A 20,246-nucleotide genomic window follows, 5' to 3' on the forward strand; every position below is an offset into this window, starting at 1 on the left:
TCTCAATCTCATATAAGGAAATTCAATATGACAACCGCTTCAGATATTATCAAACAGATTGCAGACAACGAGATCCGTTTTGTCGATTTACGTTTTACTGATCCGCAAGGAAAATTACATCATGTCACAATGGATATTTCAGAAATCAATGAAGATGCATTTAGCGATGGCGTTATGTTTGATGGTTCTTCAATCGCTGGGTGGAAAACAATTCATGAATCGGACATGATTTTGATACCAGACCCAGAAACAGCACATATTGATCCTTTTTTTGCGCAATCAACTTTAGCCATATTCTGTGACGTACTTGAGCCTGTATCGGAAGAATTTTATCGTAGAGATCCTCGTTCTATCGCTAAAAGAGCTGAAGCTTATATGAAATCTTTAGGTATAGGTGATACAATCAACATAGGTCCAGAAGCAGAATTTTTTATCTTTGATGATGTACGCTATAAAACGACCCCTTACCACACAAACTTTCAACTTGATTCAAGTGAACTACCATCCAATGATGATACAGAATATGAAACGGGCAATCTTGGTCATCGCCCACGAATGAAGGGCGGTTATCTTCCCGTTCCCCCAATTGATTCCTGCCAAGATATGCGCTCTGAAATGCTCACAGCACTCAAAGATATGGGAGTCCGTGTAGAGAAACATCATCATGAAGTAGCAGCAGGACAGCATGAACTGGGTATTCGCTTTGATACACTCGTTCGCGAAGCTGATAAGATGCAAATTTTTAAATATGTTGTGCACCAAATAGCCAATAGCTATGGGAAAACAGCAACTTTTATGCCAAAACCAGTATTTGGTGACAACGGCTCAGGCATGCATGTTCACATGTCTATTTGGAAAGATGGCAAACCAATCTTTGCCGGCAGTGAGTATGCTGGACTATCAGAAACTTGCTTATTCTTTATCGGTGGGATCATTAAACACGCAAAAGCAATCAACGCCTTCACCAATCCCTCGACAAACTCTTATAAGCGTTTAGTGCCTGGTTATGAAGCGCCTGTCCTTCTTGCGTATTCCGCACGCAATCGTTCTGCATCTTGCCGTATTCCAATGAGTCGTTCACCAAATTCAAAACGCGTAGAAATACGTTTCCCAGATCCGGCAGCAAATCCTTATTTAGCCTTTTCTGCACTTTTAATGGCTGGTCTTGATGGCATCAAAAATAAAATTCATCCTGGGCAGGCGATGGATAAAGATCTTTATGATCTTCCCTTAAAAGAACTTAAAGAAATCCCTACAGTCTCAGCAAGTCTGCGCGAAGCACTTGAAGCACTTGATAAAGATCGCAGCTTTCTTAAAGCTGGGGACGTTTTCGATGATGACCAAATTAATTCTTTCATTCAAATAAAAATGCAAGAAGTTTTACGTTACGAAACGACGCCCCATCCTGTTGAATTTGATATGTACTATTCTGTTTAAAGCATAATGAATTATTCCTTTTATTTTAAAATGGAGAATAAAGTCTCCATTTTTGTGGATATTCTTCTCATCACAAAGCACAAGTGGCTTTTGGCAAATATGCTTTTCCTTTATAATTTCTTGGAATCCATTCACATCAATTAATAAGGTTTCTAATGCTACGAATTCGTTCTTTATTTCTCATTCTTTTATGCATTGCCTTTATGATATCGACAACTCAATCTTTTACAATTACAGATCAAAAACTTATAGACCTTGAACAAGCAGCATTTGCTTACAGCAAAGCAATTCAAAATGCCGATGCAAATGCTATCTTAAATGCTATTCCCCCCCAGATTATCGACAGCTTAACGACTAAGAAAAAATTCAGTAAATCACAATTTCAACTAATCATGAAAAGCCAAATAGAACAGTTGGCCGAAAATTATAAAATCGAGAGTATCCACATTGACCAAAAACAAAAACGTGAAGGCAAACTTGATAATGGTATTCCTTATTTTGTTATACCGGTAGAATTTGTCACCATAACAAATACTGGAAAAAAATGCTCTATTCAAACCGAGCTTATTGCCATTCTTGATAATGACAAGTGGTATTTTATCCGTGGGAATGATGAAGCAATCTTAAACATCACCAGTGAAGCATTTCCTGGTCTTGAAAAAATAAAAGTCAATCCTCAGAAAATCACAAAAATACTCTGATGAAAAAACAAAGGGGGGGGATAACTAAAAATTTTTTCTTACAAACAAGTAGTGATGACTGTAGCAGCAGCATAAAATTCAATTTTTTTATGAGCGCGGCGCGCCATTGCTTCTTTATCCGCCCCCCATTGTTCTATCATCCAATCTTCATCTAAATGGGCGATATTCCAAGCATGATCTGCATCCATTTTCCTCGCCGCAACAGCAAGAGCAATAAGTGCTGACCCTGTTAAAGTTGTCATCATATGCAGTGCAGCAAGCATATAAAGAGACTCAACTTTACGCAGATAATTGCTTACTGCTTGAACAGCTTCGCCTGATTGTTCAACATGGATAAGCCCTTCTGTTATATGAAAACGAGCACCAAGTTTTTCTTCTGCCCAATCTAATAAAGGATCCCACTGTTCACATTGCCGTTGTACGAGCTCTTTTGGTGTTTGTGCACGATAAAAGACCATATCGCATGCAACAAAACGCAATAAATCTTCAAAAACAACCTGCATATCATCAGCAATGCCATCAATCACAGTATTCACAAGACGCGTCATTGGCATTTTTGCTGGATCAATAACTTGCTTTTGCTTTTCAAATTCCTTCGCCACAAATGCAGCAAACACTTCCGTTGGTACAAGGAAATGGCGCTTTGCCGGTGTTTTAACTGGACGTCCATCCAACAACAGAGAAAATCCCCCCTCCTCACAAACAACCTTGACTTCCTTATAAAATCGTTGTGGTAGTGGTTGGCGAGAAAGATTTTGAATCTCCTGAACAGCATGATTTTCATTTAATGATCTATCAAAATGATTCAAAATTTCGCGCATATTGTTTCACCTCTGATATTTTCAAAAAATCAACTGTTTTTTAAGATTCCCTTTATGAAGGTTTGAGGCTATCTCCCTCCTGTCTTTAAAGAAGGAAAAAATCTTACCAGCCCCAATCTGATTAAAACTATATTTCATATCTCTTTTACAAACAAGACAATGGTTTTATTCATATATTAGCAGCAACCGTTAGAATAATTTTCAAAAAGAATTTATCTTGATTTAAAAACCTAAACGTTCTGAATTTGCTGAAGAAAGTGCATTCATCACCTTGCAAATTATTTATCTACAAGAGGACATCTACACTGCAGCTTTTAAAATGTTTCTCACAAAATTTTAAAGCAGAAAAACGCACATTTCCCCAAATAGAGAGCAGTGCGTTTTACTTTTCATCCATCTTGCTTAACAGCTTCCCGCATCCATCTCGTTTCACATATCCAACTCATCCCCCTCTCGCGTAAAATTCTCCCTGCCTTATATTCCCGCCCTAAAAAACAATATTTTAGGACACAATAGGATAAAGAAAAATGTAGACAAAAATCTGTAAACAATACCTACAAATTCAGTACGAAAAATAAACTATTTTATAACAATGACTTGACCTCTCTTCAGAATAAGTAAGAGAGGTCTCATCAAATCTGCTAAAAACTGCACAGCTGAAAAAACAAACAACAAAAACTTCTCTTTTTTTATTCTCTATCACCATCATTCTCATTAAAAGCCAAAAGATTAAAGCTTTGGATCATATGAGGTGGTAAGGGGGCGATAATATCCAATATCCCCCCTGAAGGATGAGGAATGCGAATTCGGCGTGCATGGAGATGAAGGCGATTTTGTATTCCCCCTGGTAACTCCCAATTACTATCGGAAAAAAAATATTTTGCATCACCGATAATAGGATGATCCATATAAGCAGCATGAACACGCAACTGGTGTGTTCTCCCCGTATAAGGTTCCATTTCAAGCCATGAAAGAGTACGCCCTCGCGTATCTAAAACACGATAATAGGAAACCGCATGATAAGAGTCTGGCTCCCCATGTTCACAAACGCGCATTTTATCCCCTTGGGAAATACTATCTTTAACCATCCAAGTTGAAATCTTATCTTGCTTTTTTTTAGGCACACCGCGAACCAATGCCCAATAAGTCTTTTTCGTTTCGCGTGTTCGAAAAGCTGCCGTTAAAGCCTGTGCCGCCCCCCTTGATCGCGCAACGACAAGCACCCCTGATGTCTCACGATCAAGACGATGAACCAACCGCGGTTTTTCACCTTTTTTATTACGCCATGCCTCAAGCATACTATCCACATGACGTGTCAAACCAGAACCACCCTGTACGGCTAGACCAGCGGGTTTATTAAAAACAAAAATCTTTGGATCTTCATAAAGCAACATTTTTTTCAAAACAGCTCCATCATCCCGTCCCCGAATTGTTTTATCCGTTACAGAAAAGCTTTCCTTGTTATCAACAGACAAAGGCGGCACACGAACAGATTGCCCCATGAGAAGGCGCGTATCGGTTTTCACACGCCCACCATCAATGCGTATCTGGCCAGAACGCAGCAATTTTTGTAAATGCCCAAATCCAAGTCCTGGATAATGTACCTTAAACCAACGATCTAAGCGCATTCCATTTTCTTCTGCTTCAACTTTTTTTATTTCTACGCCTGCCATGAAAGTTCCCTTACCAAGTAATTTTTCCCAATAATTTGATTAACCCGTTTTACGCCTCGGCTTGTATAAACGCAAAAATCTCTATCCCATAGAGCCACTTTATCACACCATATTACAGTAAGTATCTAAAATTGCCTTTTCTTCACGGGCAAATTTTATTAGCTCAAGATCGAGTGCTTATAAGAATCGATAAGCTTTATGCTTGCGGTAGCGAGTGGAGATCATCACCTATGTCATTATTCAAAACCTATGTGCGTGTCCTCACTTATTTAAACAGAGAAAAAAATTCATCTTTTTTAATCTGTAGTGCTAATGTTATGTTGGCTCTTATCACCATTGCGGAACCTATTTTATTTGGACGCGTCATTGACGCTATTACAGAAAAAACAGATATTATTGTTACCCTTACAATTTGGGTATGCTTTGGTCTTTTTCATATTATCGCTTATGTACTTGTTGCACGCAGTGCGGACCGCTTAGCACATAGACGCCGCTTAGCTGTTTTAACAGAATCTTTCGAACGTATTATCGCTATGCCTCTCATCTGGCATCAACAGCGTGGAACCTCTAACGCTCTTCATACACTTTTGCGTGCTGTAGACTCCATGTCAACCATATGGCTTGATTTTATGCGTCAACATCTCTCAACTCTTGTCGCATTATTCATTCTCCTTCCCATAGCATTTAACATGAATTGGCGTCTCTCAACAGTCTTGGTTGTGCTTGCTATCATTTATGTCTTGATTGCACGTTTAGTAATGCAAAAAACAAAAGATGGGCAAGCCGCTGTCGAGCGTTATCATCATAACCTTTTTCAACATGTCACGGATTCAATCACTAACGTTTCCATCGTACAAAGCTATAACCGAATAAAGGAAGAAACTTCCATATTGCATCAGCATACGCGAGAGCTTCTTAAAGCACAAAATCCTGTTCTCAATTGGTGGGCTCTTGCCAGTGGCTTAAATCGAATGGCTTCAACCATTTCAATCGTTTGTGTCCTTTTGCTTGGAGCTTTTTTTGTCATAACAGATCAATTACGTGTCGGTGAAGTCGTTGCTTTTGTCGGATTCGCACAATTAATGATTGGTCGTCTTGATCAAATGAGCGGTTTTATTAATTTAACCGTCTCCTCACAAGCAAAACTACAGGAATTTTTTGCAATGGAAGACTCAACCCTTCAGAGCAAAGAACCTGAAAATCTCCCCTCTCTGAAAAATGTTAAGGGGGCGATACAATTTCATCAGGTAACCTATAAGTTTCCCAATTCTTCTCAAGGTGTTTTTAATATCTCTTTTGAAATTAAAAAAGGACAAACCGTTGCGATTGTAGGACCAACAGGTGCTGGTAAGACAACATTAATGAATCTCTTACAGCGCATATATGAACCTACCTTTGGGCATATCTCCATTGATGGAATCAATATACGCTCTGTGAATCGTGAATCCTTACGAAAATCTCTAGCAACAGTATTTCAAGATGCTGGTCTTTTCAACCGTACTATTCACGACAACATTGCGATAGGAAAAGAAACTGCAACATATAAAGAGCTTTATGAAGCAGCAAAAATAGCCGCTGCGCATGATTTTATTCTCAAAAAAGCGGATTGTTACAACACAATAATCGGCGAGCAAGGTTCTCAATTGTCAGGTGGAGAAAAACAACGATTAGCAATCGCACGCGCTGTTTTAAAAGATGCGCCCATTCTCATACTCGATGAAGCAACCAGTGCTCTTGATGTTGAAACGGAAGCGCGCGTCAAGGATGCTCTTGACTGTATAAGCTACAACCGCACCACTTTTATTATAGCTCATCGTCTCTCAACAATACGCAATGCGGATGTTGTGCTTTTTCTAGAACAAGGGCATTTAATTGAAAAAGGAAGCTTTCAAGAATTGATCAATAAAAGAGGTCGTTTTTATGAACTCTTAAAAGCCAGTGGCTTGTCAATCAATCAACCCAAAATAGAAGAAAAGGATGAAACCATATTTCCTTTGCACGAAGCCATGGCATCATAAAACAACATCTCCAGCTTTAAGAAAGAAGCGTATCTAAAACACAAGGTACTTCTAACAGATCGCAAAACGAAGCAACACAAAGGAGAAGAGTTATCCTTCCAGAGCAGCTTTTAATGCCGCAAGTGCCTCCTCAGCCTTGCTTCCCTCAGGACCGCCAGCTTGTGCCATATCAGGACGCCCCCCACCACCTTGTCCACCAAGGACAGCTGAAAGAATACGCACCAAATCAACAGCATTTAACTTATCCGTCAAATTATCCGTAACGCCAACAACAGCACTCCCCTTGCCATCCTCTGAAACAGCAATAAAAGCAACAACCCCTGATCCAATCTGTTTTTTACCAGAATCAACGAGCGCCTTAAGATCTCGTGGTGAAATCTTGTTCACAACACGTCCCATAAAAGGAATACCATTGATGACAGCAACATCTTCTTGACCACCTTGTCTTGTCGCACCACTCAGCAGCATTTTTTTGCGCACATTATTCAATTCTTTTTCAAGTTTACGACGATCTTCAAGCAAGATTTGTATCCGCTCTTCCACTCCAATAGCAGAAGTTTTTAAAAGATCAGCCATTTCATGGAGACGCGCATCTTGGCGGCTCAGATAAAGACGCGCTGCGGTACCTGTCAAAGCTTCAATACGACGCACTCCGGATGCTACAGAACTTTCAGAAACAATATGAATTAAACCAATATCCCCTGTTCTCTCCACATGTGTCCCTCCACAAAGTTCAATGGACCAATTGTTTTTTAATTTTCCCTGCTCACACTGGTTTCCCATAGCAACAACACGCACTTCATCACCATATTTCTCACCAAACAGTGCCATTGCCCCTTCAGAAATTGCATCATCCACCAGCATGAGGCGGGTTGTGACCTCGCTATTTTGCAAAACAATGTCATTTGCTAAATCTTCTATTTTTTTTAATTCTTCTGCAGAAACAGATTTTGGATGAGAAAAATCAAAACGCAACCGCTCCGGCGAAACAAGAGAGCCCTTCTGGGTCACATGAGATCCCAATACTTGACGTAAAGCTTCGTGCAATAAATGAGTAGCAGAATGATTCGCACGGATTTTTTTACGCCGAACACCATCAACGGTTAAATCTACACAATCAGACCGCACCGCCTGACCAGTTTGAACCTCTCCAATATGGATAACAACCCCATCAGCCTTTTTCTGGGTATCATGCACTTCAAAAACAAAGTTCTCACCAGCAATGATACCACTATCACCGATCTGCCCACCAGCTTCACCATAAAAAGGTGTCTGATTCACAACAAGAATAGCCTTCTGTCCTGCAGAAATATCATCAACAATCTTACCATCACGCACAAGAGCCGTAACAATACCTTTGGCTTTTTCTGTTTCATAACCCAAAAATTCTGTCGCTCCTACCTGATCACGAACAGAAAACCAAATTGCCTCTGTTTGAGCTTCACCAGAACCAGACCAATTGGCACGCGCTTCCTCTTTCTGGCGTTCCATCGCTTTATCAAAGGCTTCAACATCAACAGATATTCCACGACGCCGAAGAACATCTTGCGTCAAATCTAGTGGAAAACCATAGGTATCATAAAGTTTGAAAGCAACTTCACCATTTAAATCATCTCCTTCTTTAAGATGGGTACTTGCTTCATTTAACAATCCAAGTCCTCGTTCAAGAGTCTTACGAAAGCGCATTTCTTCTAATTTCAAAGTTTCCGAAATCAAAGATTCAGCACGCACCAACTCAGGATAAGCTTGTCCCATTTCACGAATTAAAGCAGGCAAAAGACGCCACATTAAGGGCTCTTTAGCACCAAGAAGATGCGCATGCCGCATAGCACGACGCATAATACGCCGTAAAACATATCCCCTTCCCTCATTGGAAGGAAGAACACCATCGGCAATCAAAAATGCGCATGAACGCAGATGATCCGCAATAACACGGTGGCTCACCATAAAGTCACCCGTTTCCTCAACTCCTGTAATTTCCACTGATGCAGCAATCAATGCACGAAAAAGGTCAATATCATAATTATCATGCACCCCCTGTAAAACAGCAGCGATACGTTCTAATCCCATACCTGTATCAATAGAAGGATGAGGCAATTCAATACGCTGTTCCTTGTCAAGCTGTTCATATTGCATAAAGACAAGATTCCAAATCTCAATAAAGCGATCCCCCTCTTCACTTGCACTTCCAGGAGGACCTCCCCAAATTTCATCACCATGATCATAAAAAATCTCTGAACAAGGACCACAGGGACCAGTTTCGCCCATCGACCAAAAATTATCTGCCGTTGCAATACGGATAATTTTTTTGTCTGGAAGACCGGAGATTTTACGCCATAACTGTGCCGCAACATCATCACTCTGATAAACGGTCACCAACAATTTATCTTTGGGAAGACAAAATTCTCTTGTTAAAAGATTCCATGATAAAAAAATGGCCTCTTCTTTGAAATAATCACCAAAAGAAAAATTGCCCAGCATCTCAAAAAATGTATGATGGCGTGCTGTATAGCCAACATTATCAAGATCATTATGCTTTCCACCCGCACGAACACATTTTTGCGCCGTTGCTGCTTTTTTATAAGAACGCTGTTCAAGTCCAGTAAAAACATTCTTAAACTGTACCATTCCTGCATTTGTAAACATAAGTGTGGGATCATTCCGTGGAACAAGTGGGCTAGAAGAAAGAACCTCATGCCCTTGAAGACGAAAATAATCTAAGAAAGTTGATCGTATGTTCTTAACGCTATTCATATCAACACCTGCAAAATACAGCACAAAATACTAAAAGCAAAAAGCACCCTTATTAAATATCCTCTTTGCCAAGCTTGGAGTCAATTTAATCAAAGAGTGAAATATTTGCTTAAAAAATGAGAAATAAGCGATCTTATAGTTAAAAACTTGAACAAATAAAAATAGAAAAATTTAAAATGAAGCAATGACAGTAAAAAAACGCCCCATCAAATGACTTCATCGCTTTCTGTCGTATCTGACCCTGCATTTTCTAGCAATTCAATGGCAATCAAACCAGCATTTTGACGCAAAGCTGTCTCAATTTCTGCAGCGATTTCCACGTTCTCACGCAAAAACTGCTTCGCATTTTCTCGTCCCTGTCCTAAACGCTGAGAATTATAAGAGAACCACGAACCAGATTTCTCTACAATACCAACTTTAACTCCTAAATCAATCAACTCACCTAATTTAGAAATACCTTCACCATAAATAATATCAAACTCAACTTGTTTGAATGGAGGTGCCAATTTATTTTTGACCACTTTAACACGGGTTTGATTGCCAACAATCACATCTCTATCTTTAATGGAACCAATACGGCGAATATCCAAACGAACAGAAGCATAAAACTTTAAGGCATTCCCACCTGTTGTTGTTTCAGGAGAGCCAAACATCACACCAATTTTCATGCGAATTTGATTAATAAAGATCACCATACAGTTAGAGCGGAAAATTGACGCTGTAAGTTTCCGCAAAGCTTTACTCATTAAGCGAGCTTGCAATCCAGGTAAAGCATCACCCATTTCACCATCAATTTCTGCACGTGGTGTTAAAGCTGCCACAGAATCAACGACAAGCACATCAACAGCGCCAGAACGTACCAATGTTTCTGTAATTTCCAACGCCTGTTCACCCGTATCAGGCTGAGAAATAAACAAGTTTTCTAAATCAACGCCAAGCTTGCGTGCATAAATAGGATCAAGAGCGTGCTCCGCATCAATAAAAGCACAAATTCCACCAATTTTTTGTGCCTCAGCAATAGCATGAAGAGCCAATGTTGTTTTTCCAGAACTTTCTGGTCCATAAATCTCAACAATACGCCCTTTCGGTAATCCACCAACTCCTAAAGCAATATCCAAGGACAAAGAACCCGTTGGGATTGTTTCAATTTCAACAACCTGCTCCTTTTGCCCAAGACGCATAATGGAGCCTTTACCGAAAGAACGTTCAATTTGAGCGAGAGCAGCATCGAGAGCTTTTGTTTTATCCACGATTATATCCTTGACGATTCATAATAACCCAAAAAGTGTACACTGTTATTTTAACTTAACTAAAGTCTTGAGTTTAGATGTTCACAGACTATTTCATTCCACTCCCCACATTGTATCGACAACATCCCATGACCAACATGAAAAAATTTGCTATCCCTTATCTTATGACACAAAATACTCTCCAATAAAATACCTCCCATAAAGGAGCAAAACCCAGTAGATTTATATCTTCTCTAAGAGAAAAGAAAAAATTTAAAGACAGTGCGTATACACAGCCACTCTCATGCTTCTTATACAAACACTTCAAAAGACCATGCCTCTTCACCAATTTTCCACTCTAACAACTAGAAAATGCATGATCGATCAAAACAGCTGTATATCCATATCACTGAAATTCTCAATACAAAACAACTCATGAATGAAAGCGAGATAAAATATTTCTTAAACTTAAGTTCTAAGCGTATATGAATTTTTATCCAAAAAAGAAAGTTTTTACTCTCGTTTGAAAAAATAATAACTGTTTAAAGCATAATCTCAACTGTTAATAGAATGAGCATTACATCACGAATATAAATAAACCCACTCGTCGTAAAGCCCCTATCTCAAATAAAATTTCATTTTTGATCTGCTCGTTTTTGACGCAATTTCTTCCACCATTCAAGACGCTTAGCAATCTCACGCTCAAAACCACGCTCAACGGGGTGATAATAGCTCTGGCGCCCAAGTTTTTCAGGAAAATACTCCTGTCCTGAAAAAGCATCTGGTTCATCATGATCATAACGATAACCACGCCCATATCCTTCTTCCTTCATAAATTTTGTAGGCGCATTAAGGATATATTTAGGGGGAGGCAAAGAACCATTTTTGCGTGCACACTGCATCGCTGCTTTATAAGCAAGATATGTTGCATTTGATTTTGGTGCAGTTGCAACATAAAGACATGCTTGCGCTAAAGCGAGCTCTCCCTCTGGTGAACCTAGATAATCATAAGCATCTTTTGCTGCATTACAAATGACAAGAGCTTGTGGATCCGCCAAACCAACATCTTCTACAGCCATACGAACCAATCTGCGCCCAATATAGAGAGGATCTTCACCGGCATCAAACATACGTGCTAAATAATAAAGTGCAGCATCAGGATCAGATCCACGAACGGATTTGTGCAATGCTGAAATGAGATTATAGTGTCCTTCTTGCCCTTTATCATAAATCGGTGCACGACGCTGAATCATTTCTTGCAAAGCAACAGCATCAAATATCTCCCCCTCTCGTCCAACAGACCAAACTTCCTCCGCCAATGTGAGAGCTGCTCGTGCATCACCATCAGACATTCTTATCAAAATATCCCTCGCATCATCGCTCACAGGAAGAAGCTTTCCTTCCACCTCTTCAGCACGTTTTAAAAGCATGCCCAAAGTTTCATGATCATGTGCAAGAAATGTCAAAACACGAGCACGGGAAAGAAGAGCAGCATTCAGTTCAAAGGAAGGATTCTGTGTGGTTGCCCCTATAAGAATGACAGTACCATCTTCCATAACAGGAAGAAAACTATCCTGCTGTGCACGATTAAACCGATGAATCTCATCAACAAAAAGAAGTGTTTGACATCCGGACATAAAACGCGTCTGTGCAACTTCAAAAATTTTCTTAAGCTCCGAAACTCCAGTAAAAATAGCAGAAACCTGCTCAAAAGCGAAATTTGTTTCAAGTGCTAACAAACGTGCAACCGTTGTCTTCCCTGTCCCTGGAGGCCCAAAAAAAATCATCGAACTCATGGAACCGGCTGCCACCATACGTGACAGTACTCCCTTCTCTCCAAGTAAATGATTTTGTCCTACGACATCCTTAAGAGAACGCGGACGCATTCTTTCTGCAAGCGGCCGATTTTTATGAACTTGAAGATGAGAAGATGGAGTAAAAAAATCTTTATTCAAAAAAAACCTCAGCGAATAAATTGACGAATATACATACCATCACGTTCATATTCCAATTGCCACATATTAGCGCGACTTTGCATCAGAATTTTTTTCAACTGACTAACCGTTTGAATTTTATGACCATTAACAGCACGTATGATATCTCCTTGACGAAAAATTCCAGCAGCATTACTCGCCTCATCAAGATTGGTAATCACAACACCTTTTGCAGAGAGAGGAAGACGAAAATGTCGACTATTTTGCGGTGTTAAATCTAAGACTTCAGCACCAGACAAAGGACCATCACCCGTAATCTTTTCAGATTTTGAAAATGCAGTTTCCGGTATTGATGAAACAATTATTTGTGTCTTCAAGATTTTTCCACTTCGCAAATATTCTAAAACAAGACTATGCCCAATACCAGATGTCATTAAACGATATCCAAGAGCATCTGGACTTTCAACGCGCATCCCTTGCACATTCAAAATAACATCACCGACTTTTAAACCAGCTTTTGCAGCAGGACTATCTTTGAAAACTTCGATAACAAGAGCACCATAAGGACGCTCCAAACCTAAACCACCAGCAATATCAGCTGTAACATTTTGAAAAGATGCACCAATATAAGGTGGCACAAAATACTTCCCGCCACGTTTAACAGTATCAAGCATCACTTTTACAAGATTTACTGGAATAGCAAAACCAATCCCCACAGAACCACCAGAACGCGAATAAATAGCCGTATTAATCCCAATTAACTGCCCTTTCATATCAATCAGCGCTCCACCAGAATTCCCTGGATTAATGGCAGCATCCGTTTGAATAAAAAAATCAAAATCAGAAATACCAACACGCGTACGCGCTTGTGCTGAAACAATACCACTTGTAACCGTCTGACCAACACCAAAAGGATTACCAATTGCTAAAACAAGATCGCCAACTTCAACTGCATCAGAATCTCCCAAAGAAAGAACAGGAAATTGTGCATTCTTTGCATCAATTTCAAGCACAGCAATATCCGTTGCTTCATCTTTTAACATAACCTTACTTTCAAATTCCCGTCCATCAGAAAGAGCAACTTTAATTTCACTTGCATCCTTAATGACATGGTAATTCGTAACGATCAAACCGCGTGCATCAACAATCACTCCAGATCCTAACGAAGATTGCTTACGTACAGGCAGATTATTTTGAAAACGACTAAAAAATTGCTCAAAAAATGGATCACCGGCAAAAGGTGAACGTGCTCTGATTTGTCGAGCTGCATAAATATTGACGACAGATGGAATCGTTTTTTTTACTAAAGGAGCAAACGAAAGTGTAATTTCTTTTTGTGTTTGTGGAATTTGAGCATAAGCACAATGAAATGATAATTGTGTTATAATAACAAAAAAAAGCCACGCGAAAAGAGAATACCTCATTATTCACTCCTAAAAAATAATTCACTCTTTAAATATTAATAGGATAAGACACTTTCTCATCCTCCATAAACTCGAGATTTCTTTATTAATATTTATAATGAAAAAGAAAAACAACTATTTGAGTCATAAATATTATAAAAAACAACCAATTCAATATGTTGTAACGCTCTCTCATATTGATCTATTAAACGAAATTAACTCGCAAATGCTCATAAAAAAAACCGCCTAGAAAAGGCGGTCTTCTGACAATCCAATAAAAGAAAATACTCTATCTTTATGAAGAAGTCTCTTTCTGATTTGCAGTATCCTCTGTACGCATACGATCTACAGCCCCCTTCGCATCAATATCACGATCAACAAACTCTATAACAGCCATGGGAGCATTATCACCGGTACGAAAGCCCGCTTTCATAATGCGCAAATACCCACCATTGCGTGCTGCATAACGGGGTGCAAGCGTATCAAATAACTTAGCAACTTTCCCCGCATCACGAAGTGCTGAAATTGCTTGTCGACGTGCGTGCAAACCTCCACGTTTACCAAGCGTCACTAATTTCTCAACGATAGGACGAATTTCTTTAGCCTTTGGAAGCGTTGTCACAATTTGCTCATGCTCGATGAGCGAAACCGCCATATTAGCAAACATCGCTTTACGGTGACTAGCCGTCCGATTCAACTTACGACCTGACTTACTATGGCGCATGAACCTTCTCCTTAAATTCTAATATTGATCTTCATAGCGTTTTGCAAGATCATCAATGTTTTCAGGTGGCCATGCAGAAACTTCCATACCAAGATGCAACCCCATACATGCCAAAACTTCTTTAATTTCATTTAACGACTTGCGTCCAAAGTTCGGTGTCCGAAGCATTTCCGCTTCTGTCTTCTGGATAAGATCACCAATATAGACAATATTATCATTCTTAAGACAATTTGCCGAACGAACTGAAAGTTCTAACTCATCCACTTTCTTGAGAAGAGCAGGATTAAAAGCAAGCTCTGAATCAGATTCTTCAACAGTTTCCTTTTGTGGCTCTTCAAAATTAACAAACAATGATAATTGATCCTGAAGAATACGCGCGGCAAAAGCAACAGCATCCTCCCCATTAACAGCACCATTTGTTTCAATTGTGAGTGTTAATTTATCATAATCCAGAACTTGACCCTCACGTGTATTCTCTACCTTATAAGAGACTTTACGAATTGGTGAATAAAGACTGTCAACTGGAATAAGACCAATTCGCCCATCATCAGCACAATTGCGATCAGAGGGAACATAGCCCTTCCCTGTATTGACGATAAACTCCATACGAATCTCAGCATCCTCATCAAGAGTGCAAATAACATGCTCTGGATTAAGAATTTCCATATCCCCAACGGTGCTGATATCACCAGCTTTCACGATACCAGGACCTTCTTTACAAATGACGACCCGTTTAGGCCCCTCCTCTTCCATACGAAGGGCAATTTCTTTAATGTTAAGAATAATATCTGTAACATCTTCACGAACACCTGGAATTGATGAAAATTCGTGTAACACACCATCAATCTGTACAGCAGTAATTGCGGCACCACGAAGCGATGATAATAATACGCGACGAAGCGCATTCCCCAACGTTAAGCCAAAACCACGCTCAAGAGGTTCAGCCACCAAACTCCAAACATTTGGAGTATCATGCGCATAAAACTCAACCTTATTGGGTTTAATCAGTTCCTGCCAGTTTTTCTGGATCATATTTTTATTCCCGTTCTCTACTTCCGCTACCATTCAATCGTAACGGTCAATGTGAACATCAGAGAAGCCTCTGACAACAAAAAACAACACCCAATTAAACGCGCCGTCTTTTTCGCGGACGACATCCATTATGAGGAATTGGTGTTACATCACGAATGGATGTAATGACAAAACCAACAGACTGCAACGCACGTAAAGCAGATTCACGACCTGACCCAGGACCACAAACCTCAACTTCCAACGAACGCATACCATGTTCTTGGGCTTTTCTAGCACAATCTTCTGCGGCAACCTGAGCAGCAAAAGGCGTAGATTTTCGCGAACCCTTAAACCCTTGAGCCCCAGCAGATGACCAAGCGATTGTATTTCCTTGAGCATCCGTAATGGTAATCATTGTATTGTTAAATGTTGAATTGATATGCACAACACCTGATGATATATTTTTGCGTTCGCGGCGACGAACACGCGTGGCTTCTTTGGCCATAGTCTTCCTTTCAATGATCTCTTCACTGCCGTAACACCAGCAGCTCCACCCACCTCGCTCTTGTTAAAAAACTCAACAAGAAACAGAATATAAAAAAGTAAACTCTTAAAAAAGAAAGCTACTTTTTCTTACCAGCAATTGCCTTAGCCGGACCTTTACGCGTACGCGCATTTGTATGTGTACGTTGCCCACGAACAGGCAAAGAACGACGATGACGCAAACCACGGTAACAACCAAGGTCCATCAAACGTTTAACATTCATAGCAACCTCACGGCGAAGATCACCTTCAACCTGATAGCCCTGATCTATTGCCTCACGAATTTGCAACACTTCTGCATCCGAAAGCTCATGCACACGACGCCCGACAGGAATACCAACCTTTTTAGTAATTTCTTGAGCAAATTTTGGTCCAATCCCGTGGATATACTGAAGCGCAATAATGACACGCTTATTTGTCGGGATATTGACGCCAGCAATACGAGCCACGCCTACTCTCCTTAATTATGTTAACAATTAATCATAAAATACTCGAAGTACCTTATAGAAAAAAGATCCGGCATAAATATACCCCGAATCCCGTTATTTTATTTGAAATAAATTAATATTGTTTTTGATAGATTTCACTAAAAAAGTCAACACTTTTCATTTATTTCTCATAAAAAACTCTTTATTGTAGAAAACCTCTAATGATACATGATACCTTGGCGATATCCACCATTCCATCAACCACTTTCAACAATCCCTTTTCTAAATAAAATTTCGAAAGAGGAGTTGTTTTTTCACGATACTCTACTAATCGCTTTGCAAAAGCAACAGGATTATCATCTGAACGAACCAGCCCACCGGCAGCTATTGTTTCTTCAACGCGTCTTTTCATTCGCTCAATCAACGCATCTTCATCAACACGCAGTTCGATAACAGCATCAAGTTGCATATTTTTTGATTGCAAAATCTGTTGCAATGCTTCTGCCTGCCCTACAGTCCGTGGATACCCGTCCAAAACAAAACCGTTTACACAATCACTTTCATCAATTCGTTCCGAGACAATTTGATTAACAATAGCATCAGACACCAAAGCACCAGAGCTCATGACCGCTTTAGCTTTTTTACCAATTTCTGTCTCTTTAGAAATAACCTCACGCAACATATCACCCGTCGATAATTGAGGGATATTATACGTTTCAGTCAGCATTTTAGCTTGTGTACCTTTGCCAGCTCCAGGAGGACCTAAAAGAATAACTCTCATCGATTCTTTTTTCCTCCACGAAGTTTTGACTTTTTAATCAACCCTTCATATTGGTGCGCAATGAGATGTCCCTGAATTTGAGCAACCGTGTCAAGCGTAACAGTAACAACAATCAACAAAGAAGTTCCGCCAAGATAGAAAGGAACCTGTAGAGTGGATATCATAAATTCAGGGAGCAAACAAACTAAAATAATATAAATTGCCCCCACAACAGTAATACGTGTTAAAACATAATCAATATATTCAGCCGTACGTTCTCCAGGACGAATTCCTGGAATAAAACCAGAATGTTTTTTCAACTGATCTGCCGTATCACTTGGATTAAACACAATAGCCGTATAAAAAAAGCAAAAAAACGCCATCAAAAGTGCATAAACAATCATATAAAGTGGCTGTCCATGGCTAAGAGAATAAGAAACAGTCTGCATCCATTGTGGCATTTTGTCAGAAAAGTTATTGATCGTTGCAGGCAATAATAACAAAGACGAAGCGAAAATAGGTGGAATAACACCTGCAGTATTCAACTTTAAAGGAAGATGTGACATATCGCCTTGAAAAATCTGATTACCAACTTGACGTTTTGGATATTGAATAAGAATTCTTCGCTGCGCACGCTCTATAAAAACAATAACAGCTATCACACAAATCGCAATAAGCACGATTCCTATTAACAAAAAAGTTGATAAATCAGCTTGACTATGAGCAGTTAAAAGTTGAGCAAAAGTGGAAGGGAGATTAGCCACAATACCTGTAAAAATAATGAGTGAGACCCCATTCCCCACACCACGTGACGTAATTTGCTCACCAAGCCACATGAGAAACATCGTCCCACCAACAAGGGTAATAACGGAAGAAATACGGAACATCAGCCCAGGTTCTACAACAATCTGCAACCCTGACCCTATACCAGTTTCAAGTGCAACTGCGATACCAAACGCTTGTAGAATCGCCAATATAACTGTTACGTATCGAGTATACTGATTAATAACCTTACGACCTACTTCACCCTCTTTTTTTAGAGTCTCCAAAGAAGGAATAACTGAGGTAAGCAACTGCACAATAATTGATGCTGATATATAAGGCATGATTCCTAAGGCAAAAATTGCCATACGCCCGACAGCCCCCCCAGCAAACATATTAAATAATCCCAAAACACCAGAGGCATGATGTTCAAATGTCTGGCGCAAAGCATCAATATTAATACCAGGAAGAGAGATATAAGTACCAAAGCGATAAACAAGAAGCGCAGATAGAGTAAACCAAATGCGCCTTTTCAATTCGGTTGCACGTGAAAAAGTACCAAAGTTCATATTGGAAGCAAATTGCTCTGCTGCTGATGCCATAAAAAGTCTCCAGTCCACACTCCAGTTCTTAAAATCACAGAAGCATAATTCTAAAAATTCACATCGTTATACACAAATAAATGCAAAACCTAAATAATCCTCCACCGAAGATTTCCTTAAATGAATCCCCCCATAGAATTATCATTTATATCCCCAAATTAATGGACTGGCTCAGGAAAAACAACCTGACCACCTACTTTTTCAACTTTAACACAAGCAGCTTTAGAAGCACCAGAAACGTGAACGACAATCTTCGCTTTTAATTCACCACCAGAAAGAAGACGCACTCCATCCTTCACACGACGAATAATACCAGCCTCTTTCAGAGCAATAATATCAATAGGCTTTTCAGTATTCAACTTACCCGCATCAACTGCCAACTGAATACGTCCCAGCGAAACTTCATTATACGTTTTAGAAAAAAAGTTTCTAAATCCACGCTTTGGTAAGCGGCGATAAATAGGCATCTGCCCACCTTCAAAACCATTAAGCGAAACACCAGAACGTGATCTTTGTCCTTTTACACCACGACCACCAGTTTTACCGATACCAGAACCAATACCACGGCCAACACGTTTACGATTTCTTGTTGCGCCTTCACGATCACGTAGTTCATTGAGTTTCATATTTCATACTCCCGCAATCTTTAACCTTCATCTACAATACGAACAAGATGACGAACCTTAGCGATCATACCCCGTACACAAAGGGTATCTTCTAAAACGCGACGTCTCCGCATTTTATTTAATCCAAGCCCTTTCAAGGTTGCACGCTGAATCTGTGAATTCCGAATTGGACTTCCAATTTGTTCTACCGTCACAGTTTTACCACTCTGAGATTTTTTCTGAACCATTTCCTAATTCCTTTTCTGACAATCTCAGAAAACTATCCTTCTGCATCAACTAAATGCCGACGACGCGCTTGCAAAGTCGAATATTTAATACCACGTTGAGCTGCTATATCCCTAGGATGCATCTGACGTTTTAACGCATCAAACGTTGCACGAACCATATTATAAGGATTAGATGATCCCAATGACTTTGCCACCACATCCTGCATACCAAGAGTTTCAAAAATCGCACGCATTGGTCCACCAGCAATAATACCCGTACCAGCAGAAGCAGAACGTAACAAAACACGACCAGCTCCATGACGACCTTCAAGATCATGATGCAATGTACGCCCAGAGCGAAGTGGGACATAAATCATTCCCCGCTTTGCAGCTTCTGTAGCTTTCCGAACAGCTTCTGGCACTTCACGTGCTTTACCATGACCAAAGCCTACACGCCCTTTCTGATCTCCAACAACAACAAGAGCAGCAAAACCAAAACGCCGACCACCCTTTACAACTTTAGCAACACGATTGATATGAACAAGTCTATCGACAAATTCATTCTCACGTTCATCGCGCTCACCACGTTCTTTCTGTGCCATTCCTCATTCCTT

18 protein-coding genes are annotated in these 20,246 nt (G+C 39.9%); 3 read left to right on the plus strand and 15 right to left on the minus strand.

Annotated elements, in window-relative coordinates:
• The first annotated feature begins 27 nt into the window (after window positions 1-27).
• Window positions 28-1,437 carry a type I glutamate--ammonia ligase gene (glnA, locus tag PVV64_RS08080; protein ID WP_273760543.1) on the plus strand — a complete coding sequence of 470 codons (1,410 nt, stop codon included), beginning with the start codon at window positions 28-30 and terminating at the stop codon, window positions 1,435-1,437.
• 155 nt (window positions 1,438-1,592) lie between these two features.
• Window positions 1,593-2,138, plus strand: a complete 546-nt coding sequence (locus PVV64_RS08085) for a hypothetical protein (RefSeq protein WP_273760544.1) — start codon at window positions 1,593-1,595, stop codon at window positions 2,136-2,138.
• A gap of 38 nt (window positions 2,139-2,176) precedes the next feature.
• On the opposite strand, the gene PVV64_RS08090 is transcribed toward PVV64_RS08085, so the two are convergent.
• Both PVV64_RS08090 and PVV64_RS08095 read right to left on the minus strand, forming a co-directional pair.
• Window positions 2,177-2,959: an ATP12 family chaperone protein gene (locus tag PVV64_RS08090; RefSeq protein WP_273760545.1), complete on the minus strand. Its 783-nt coding sequence runs from the start codon at window positions 2,957-2,959 to the stop codon at window positions 2,177-2,179.
• 689 nt (window positions 2,960-3,648) lie between these two features.
• Window positions 3,649-4,632, minus strand: a complete 984-nt coding sequence (locus PVV64_RS08095) for an RluA family pseudouridine synthase (protein WP_273760546.1) — start codon at window positions 4,630-4,632, stop codon at window positions 3,649-3,651.
• Between the two features lie 230 nt (window positions 4,633-4,862).
• Between PVV64_RS08095 and PVV64_RS08100 the strand changes: the two genes are divergently transcribed.
• Window positions 4,863-6,650: a glucan ABC transporter ATP-binding protein/ permease gene (locus tag PVV64_RS08100; RefSeq protein ID WP_273760547.1), complete on the plus strand. Its 1,788-nt coding sequence runs from the start codon at window positions 4,863-4,865 to the stop codon at window positions 6,648-6,650.
• Between the two features lie 90 nt (window positions 6,651-6,740).
• Here the strand turns inward: PVV64_RS08100 and alaS are convergent, their stop codons facing one another.
• From alaS to rpsE, 13 genes are all read right to left on the minus strand, one after another.
• Entirely contained in the window at window positions 6,741-9,404 is a 2,664-nt protein-coding gene (gene alaS / locus PVV64_RS08105; RefSeq protein WP_273760548.1) for an alanine--tRNA ligase, read from the minus strand.
• Between the two features lie 206 nt (window positions 9,405-9,610).
• Entirely contained in the window at window positions 9,611-10,654 is a 1,044-nt protein-coding gene (gene recA / locus PVV64_RS08110) for a recombinase RecA (protein ID WP_273760549.1), read from the minus strand.
• Window positions 10,655-11,268: 614 nt separating this feature from the next.
• A complete protein-coding gene (locus tag PVV64_RS08115) occupies window positions 11,269-12,588 on the minus strand; it encodes a replication-associated recombination protein A (RefSeq protein WP_273760550.1) in 1,320 nt (439 codons plus the stop codon).
• An 8-nt stretch (window positions 12,589-12,596) separates the two neighbouring features.
• Window positions 12,597-13,991 (minus strand): DegQ family serine endoprotease, encoded by a 1,395-nt coding sequence (locus PVV64_RS08120; protein ID WP_273760551.1) that lies wholly within the window; start codon window positions 13,989-13,991, stop codon window positions 12,597-12,599.
• Between the two features lie 274 nt (window positions 13,992-14,265).
• Window positions 14,266-14,694 (minus strand): 50S ribosomal protein L17, encoded by a 429-nt coding sequence (gene rplQ, locus PVV64_RS08125; protein ID WP_273760552.1) that lies wholly within the window; start codon window positions 14,692-14,694, stop codon window positions 14,266-14,268.
• Between the two features lie 18 nt (window positions 14,695-14,712).
• On the minus strand, window positions 14,713-15,726 hold the full coding sequence (locus PVV64_RS08130) for a DNA-directed RNA polymerase subunit alpha (protein ID WP_273760553.1): 1,014 nt from the start codon (window positions 15,724-15,726) through the stop codon (window positions 14,713-14,715).
• 94 nt (window positions 15,727-15,820) lie between these two features.
• Window positions 15,821-16,210, minus strand: coding sequence for a 30S ribosomal protein S11 (gene rpsK / locus PVV64_RS08135; protein ID WP_005865097.1), 390 nt, complete (start codon window positions 16,208-16,210; stop codon window positions 15,821-15,823).
• A 118-nt stretch (window positions 16,211-16,328) separates the two neighbouring features.
• Window positions 16,329-16,697, minus strand: coding sequence for a 30S ribosomal protein S13 (gene rpsM, locus PVV64_RS08140; protein WP_273760554.1), 369 nt, complete (start codon window positions 16,695-16,697; stop codon window positions 16,329-16,331).
• A gap of 181 nt (window positions 16,698-16,878) precedes the next feature.
• Window positions 16,879-17,457 carry an adenylate kinase gene (locus tag PVV64_RS08145; protein ID WP_273760555.1) on the minus strand — a complete coding sequence of 193 codons (579 nt, stop codon included), beginning with the start codon at window positions 17,455-17,457 and terminating at the stop codon, window positions 16,879-16,881.
• Window positions 17,454-18,800, minus strand: a complete 1,347-nt coding sequence (gene secY, locus PVV64_RS08150; protein WP_273760556.1) for a preprotein translocase subunit SecY — start codon at window positions 18,798-18,800, stop codon at window positions 17,454-17,456. The genes PVV64_RS08145 and secY overlap by 4 nt, the downstream gene beginning before the upstream one ends.
• Window positions 18,801-18,958: 158 nt before the next feature.
• Entirely contained in the window at window positions 18,959-19,426 is a 468-nt protein-coding gene (rplO, locus tag PVV64_RS08155) for a 50S ribosomal protein L15 (RefSeq protein ID WP_273760557.1), read from the minus strand.
• 20 nt (window positions 19,427-19,446) lie between these two features.
• Window positions 19,447-19,653, minus strand: coding sequence for a 50S ribosomal protein L30 (gene rpmD, locus PVV64_RS08160; RefSeq protein WP_208441836.1), 207 nt, complete (start codon window positions 19,651-19,653; stop codon window positions 19,447-19,449).
• Between the two features lie 32 nt (window positions 19,654-19,685).
• The gene (rpsE, locus tag PVV64_RS08165; protein WP_273756814.1) at window positions 19,686-20,234 is read right to left on the minus strand and encodes a 30S ribosomal protein S5; all 549 of its coding nucleotides are present in this window, start codon (window positions 20,232-20,234) and stop codon (window positions 19,686-19,688) included.
• Window positions 20,235-20,246: the final 12 nt, after the last annotated feature.

Origin of the sequence: Bartonella sp. ML70XJBT.G (assembly GCF_028618575.1) — a bacterium.
Taxonomy (GTDB): domain Bacteria; phylum Pseudomonadota; class Alphaproteobacteria; order Rhizobiales; family Rhizobiaceae; genus Bartonella.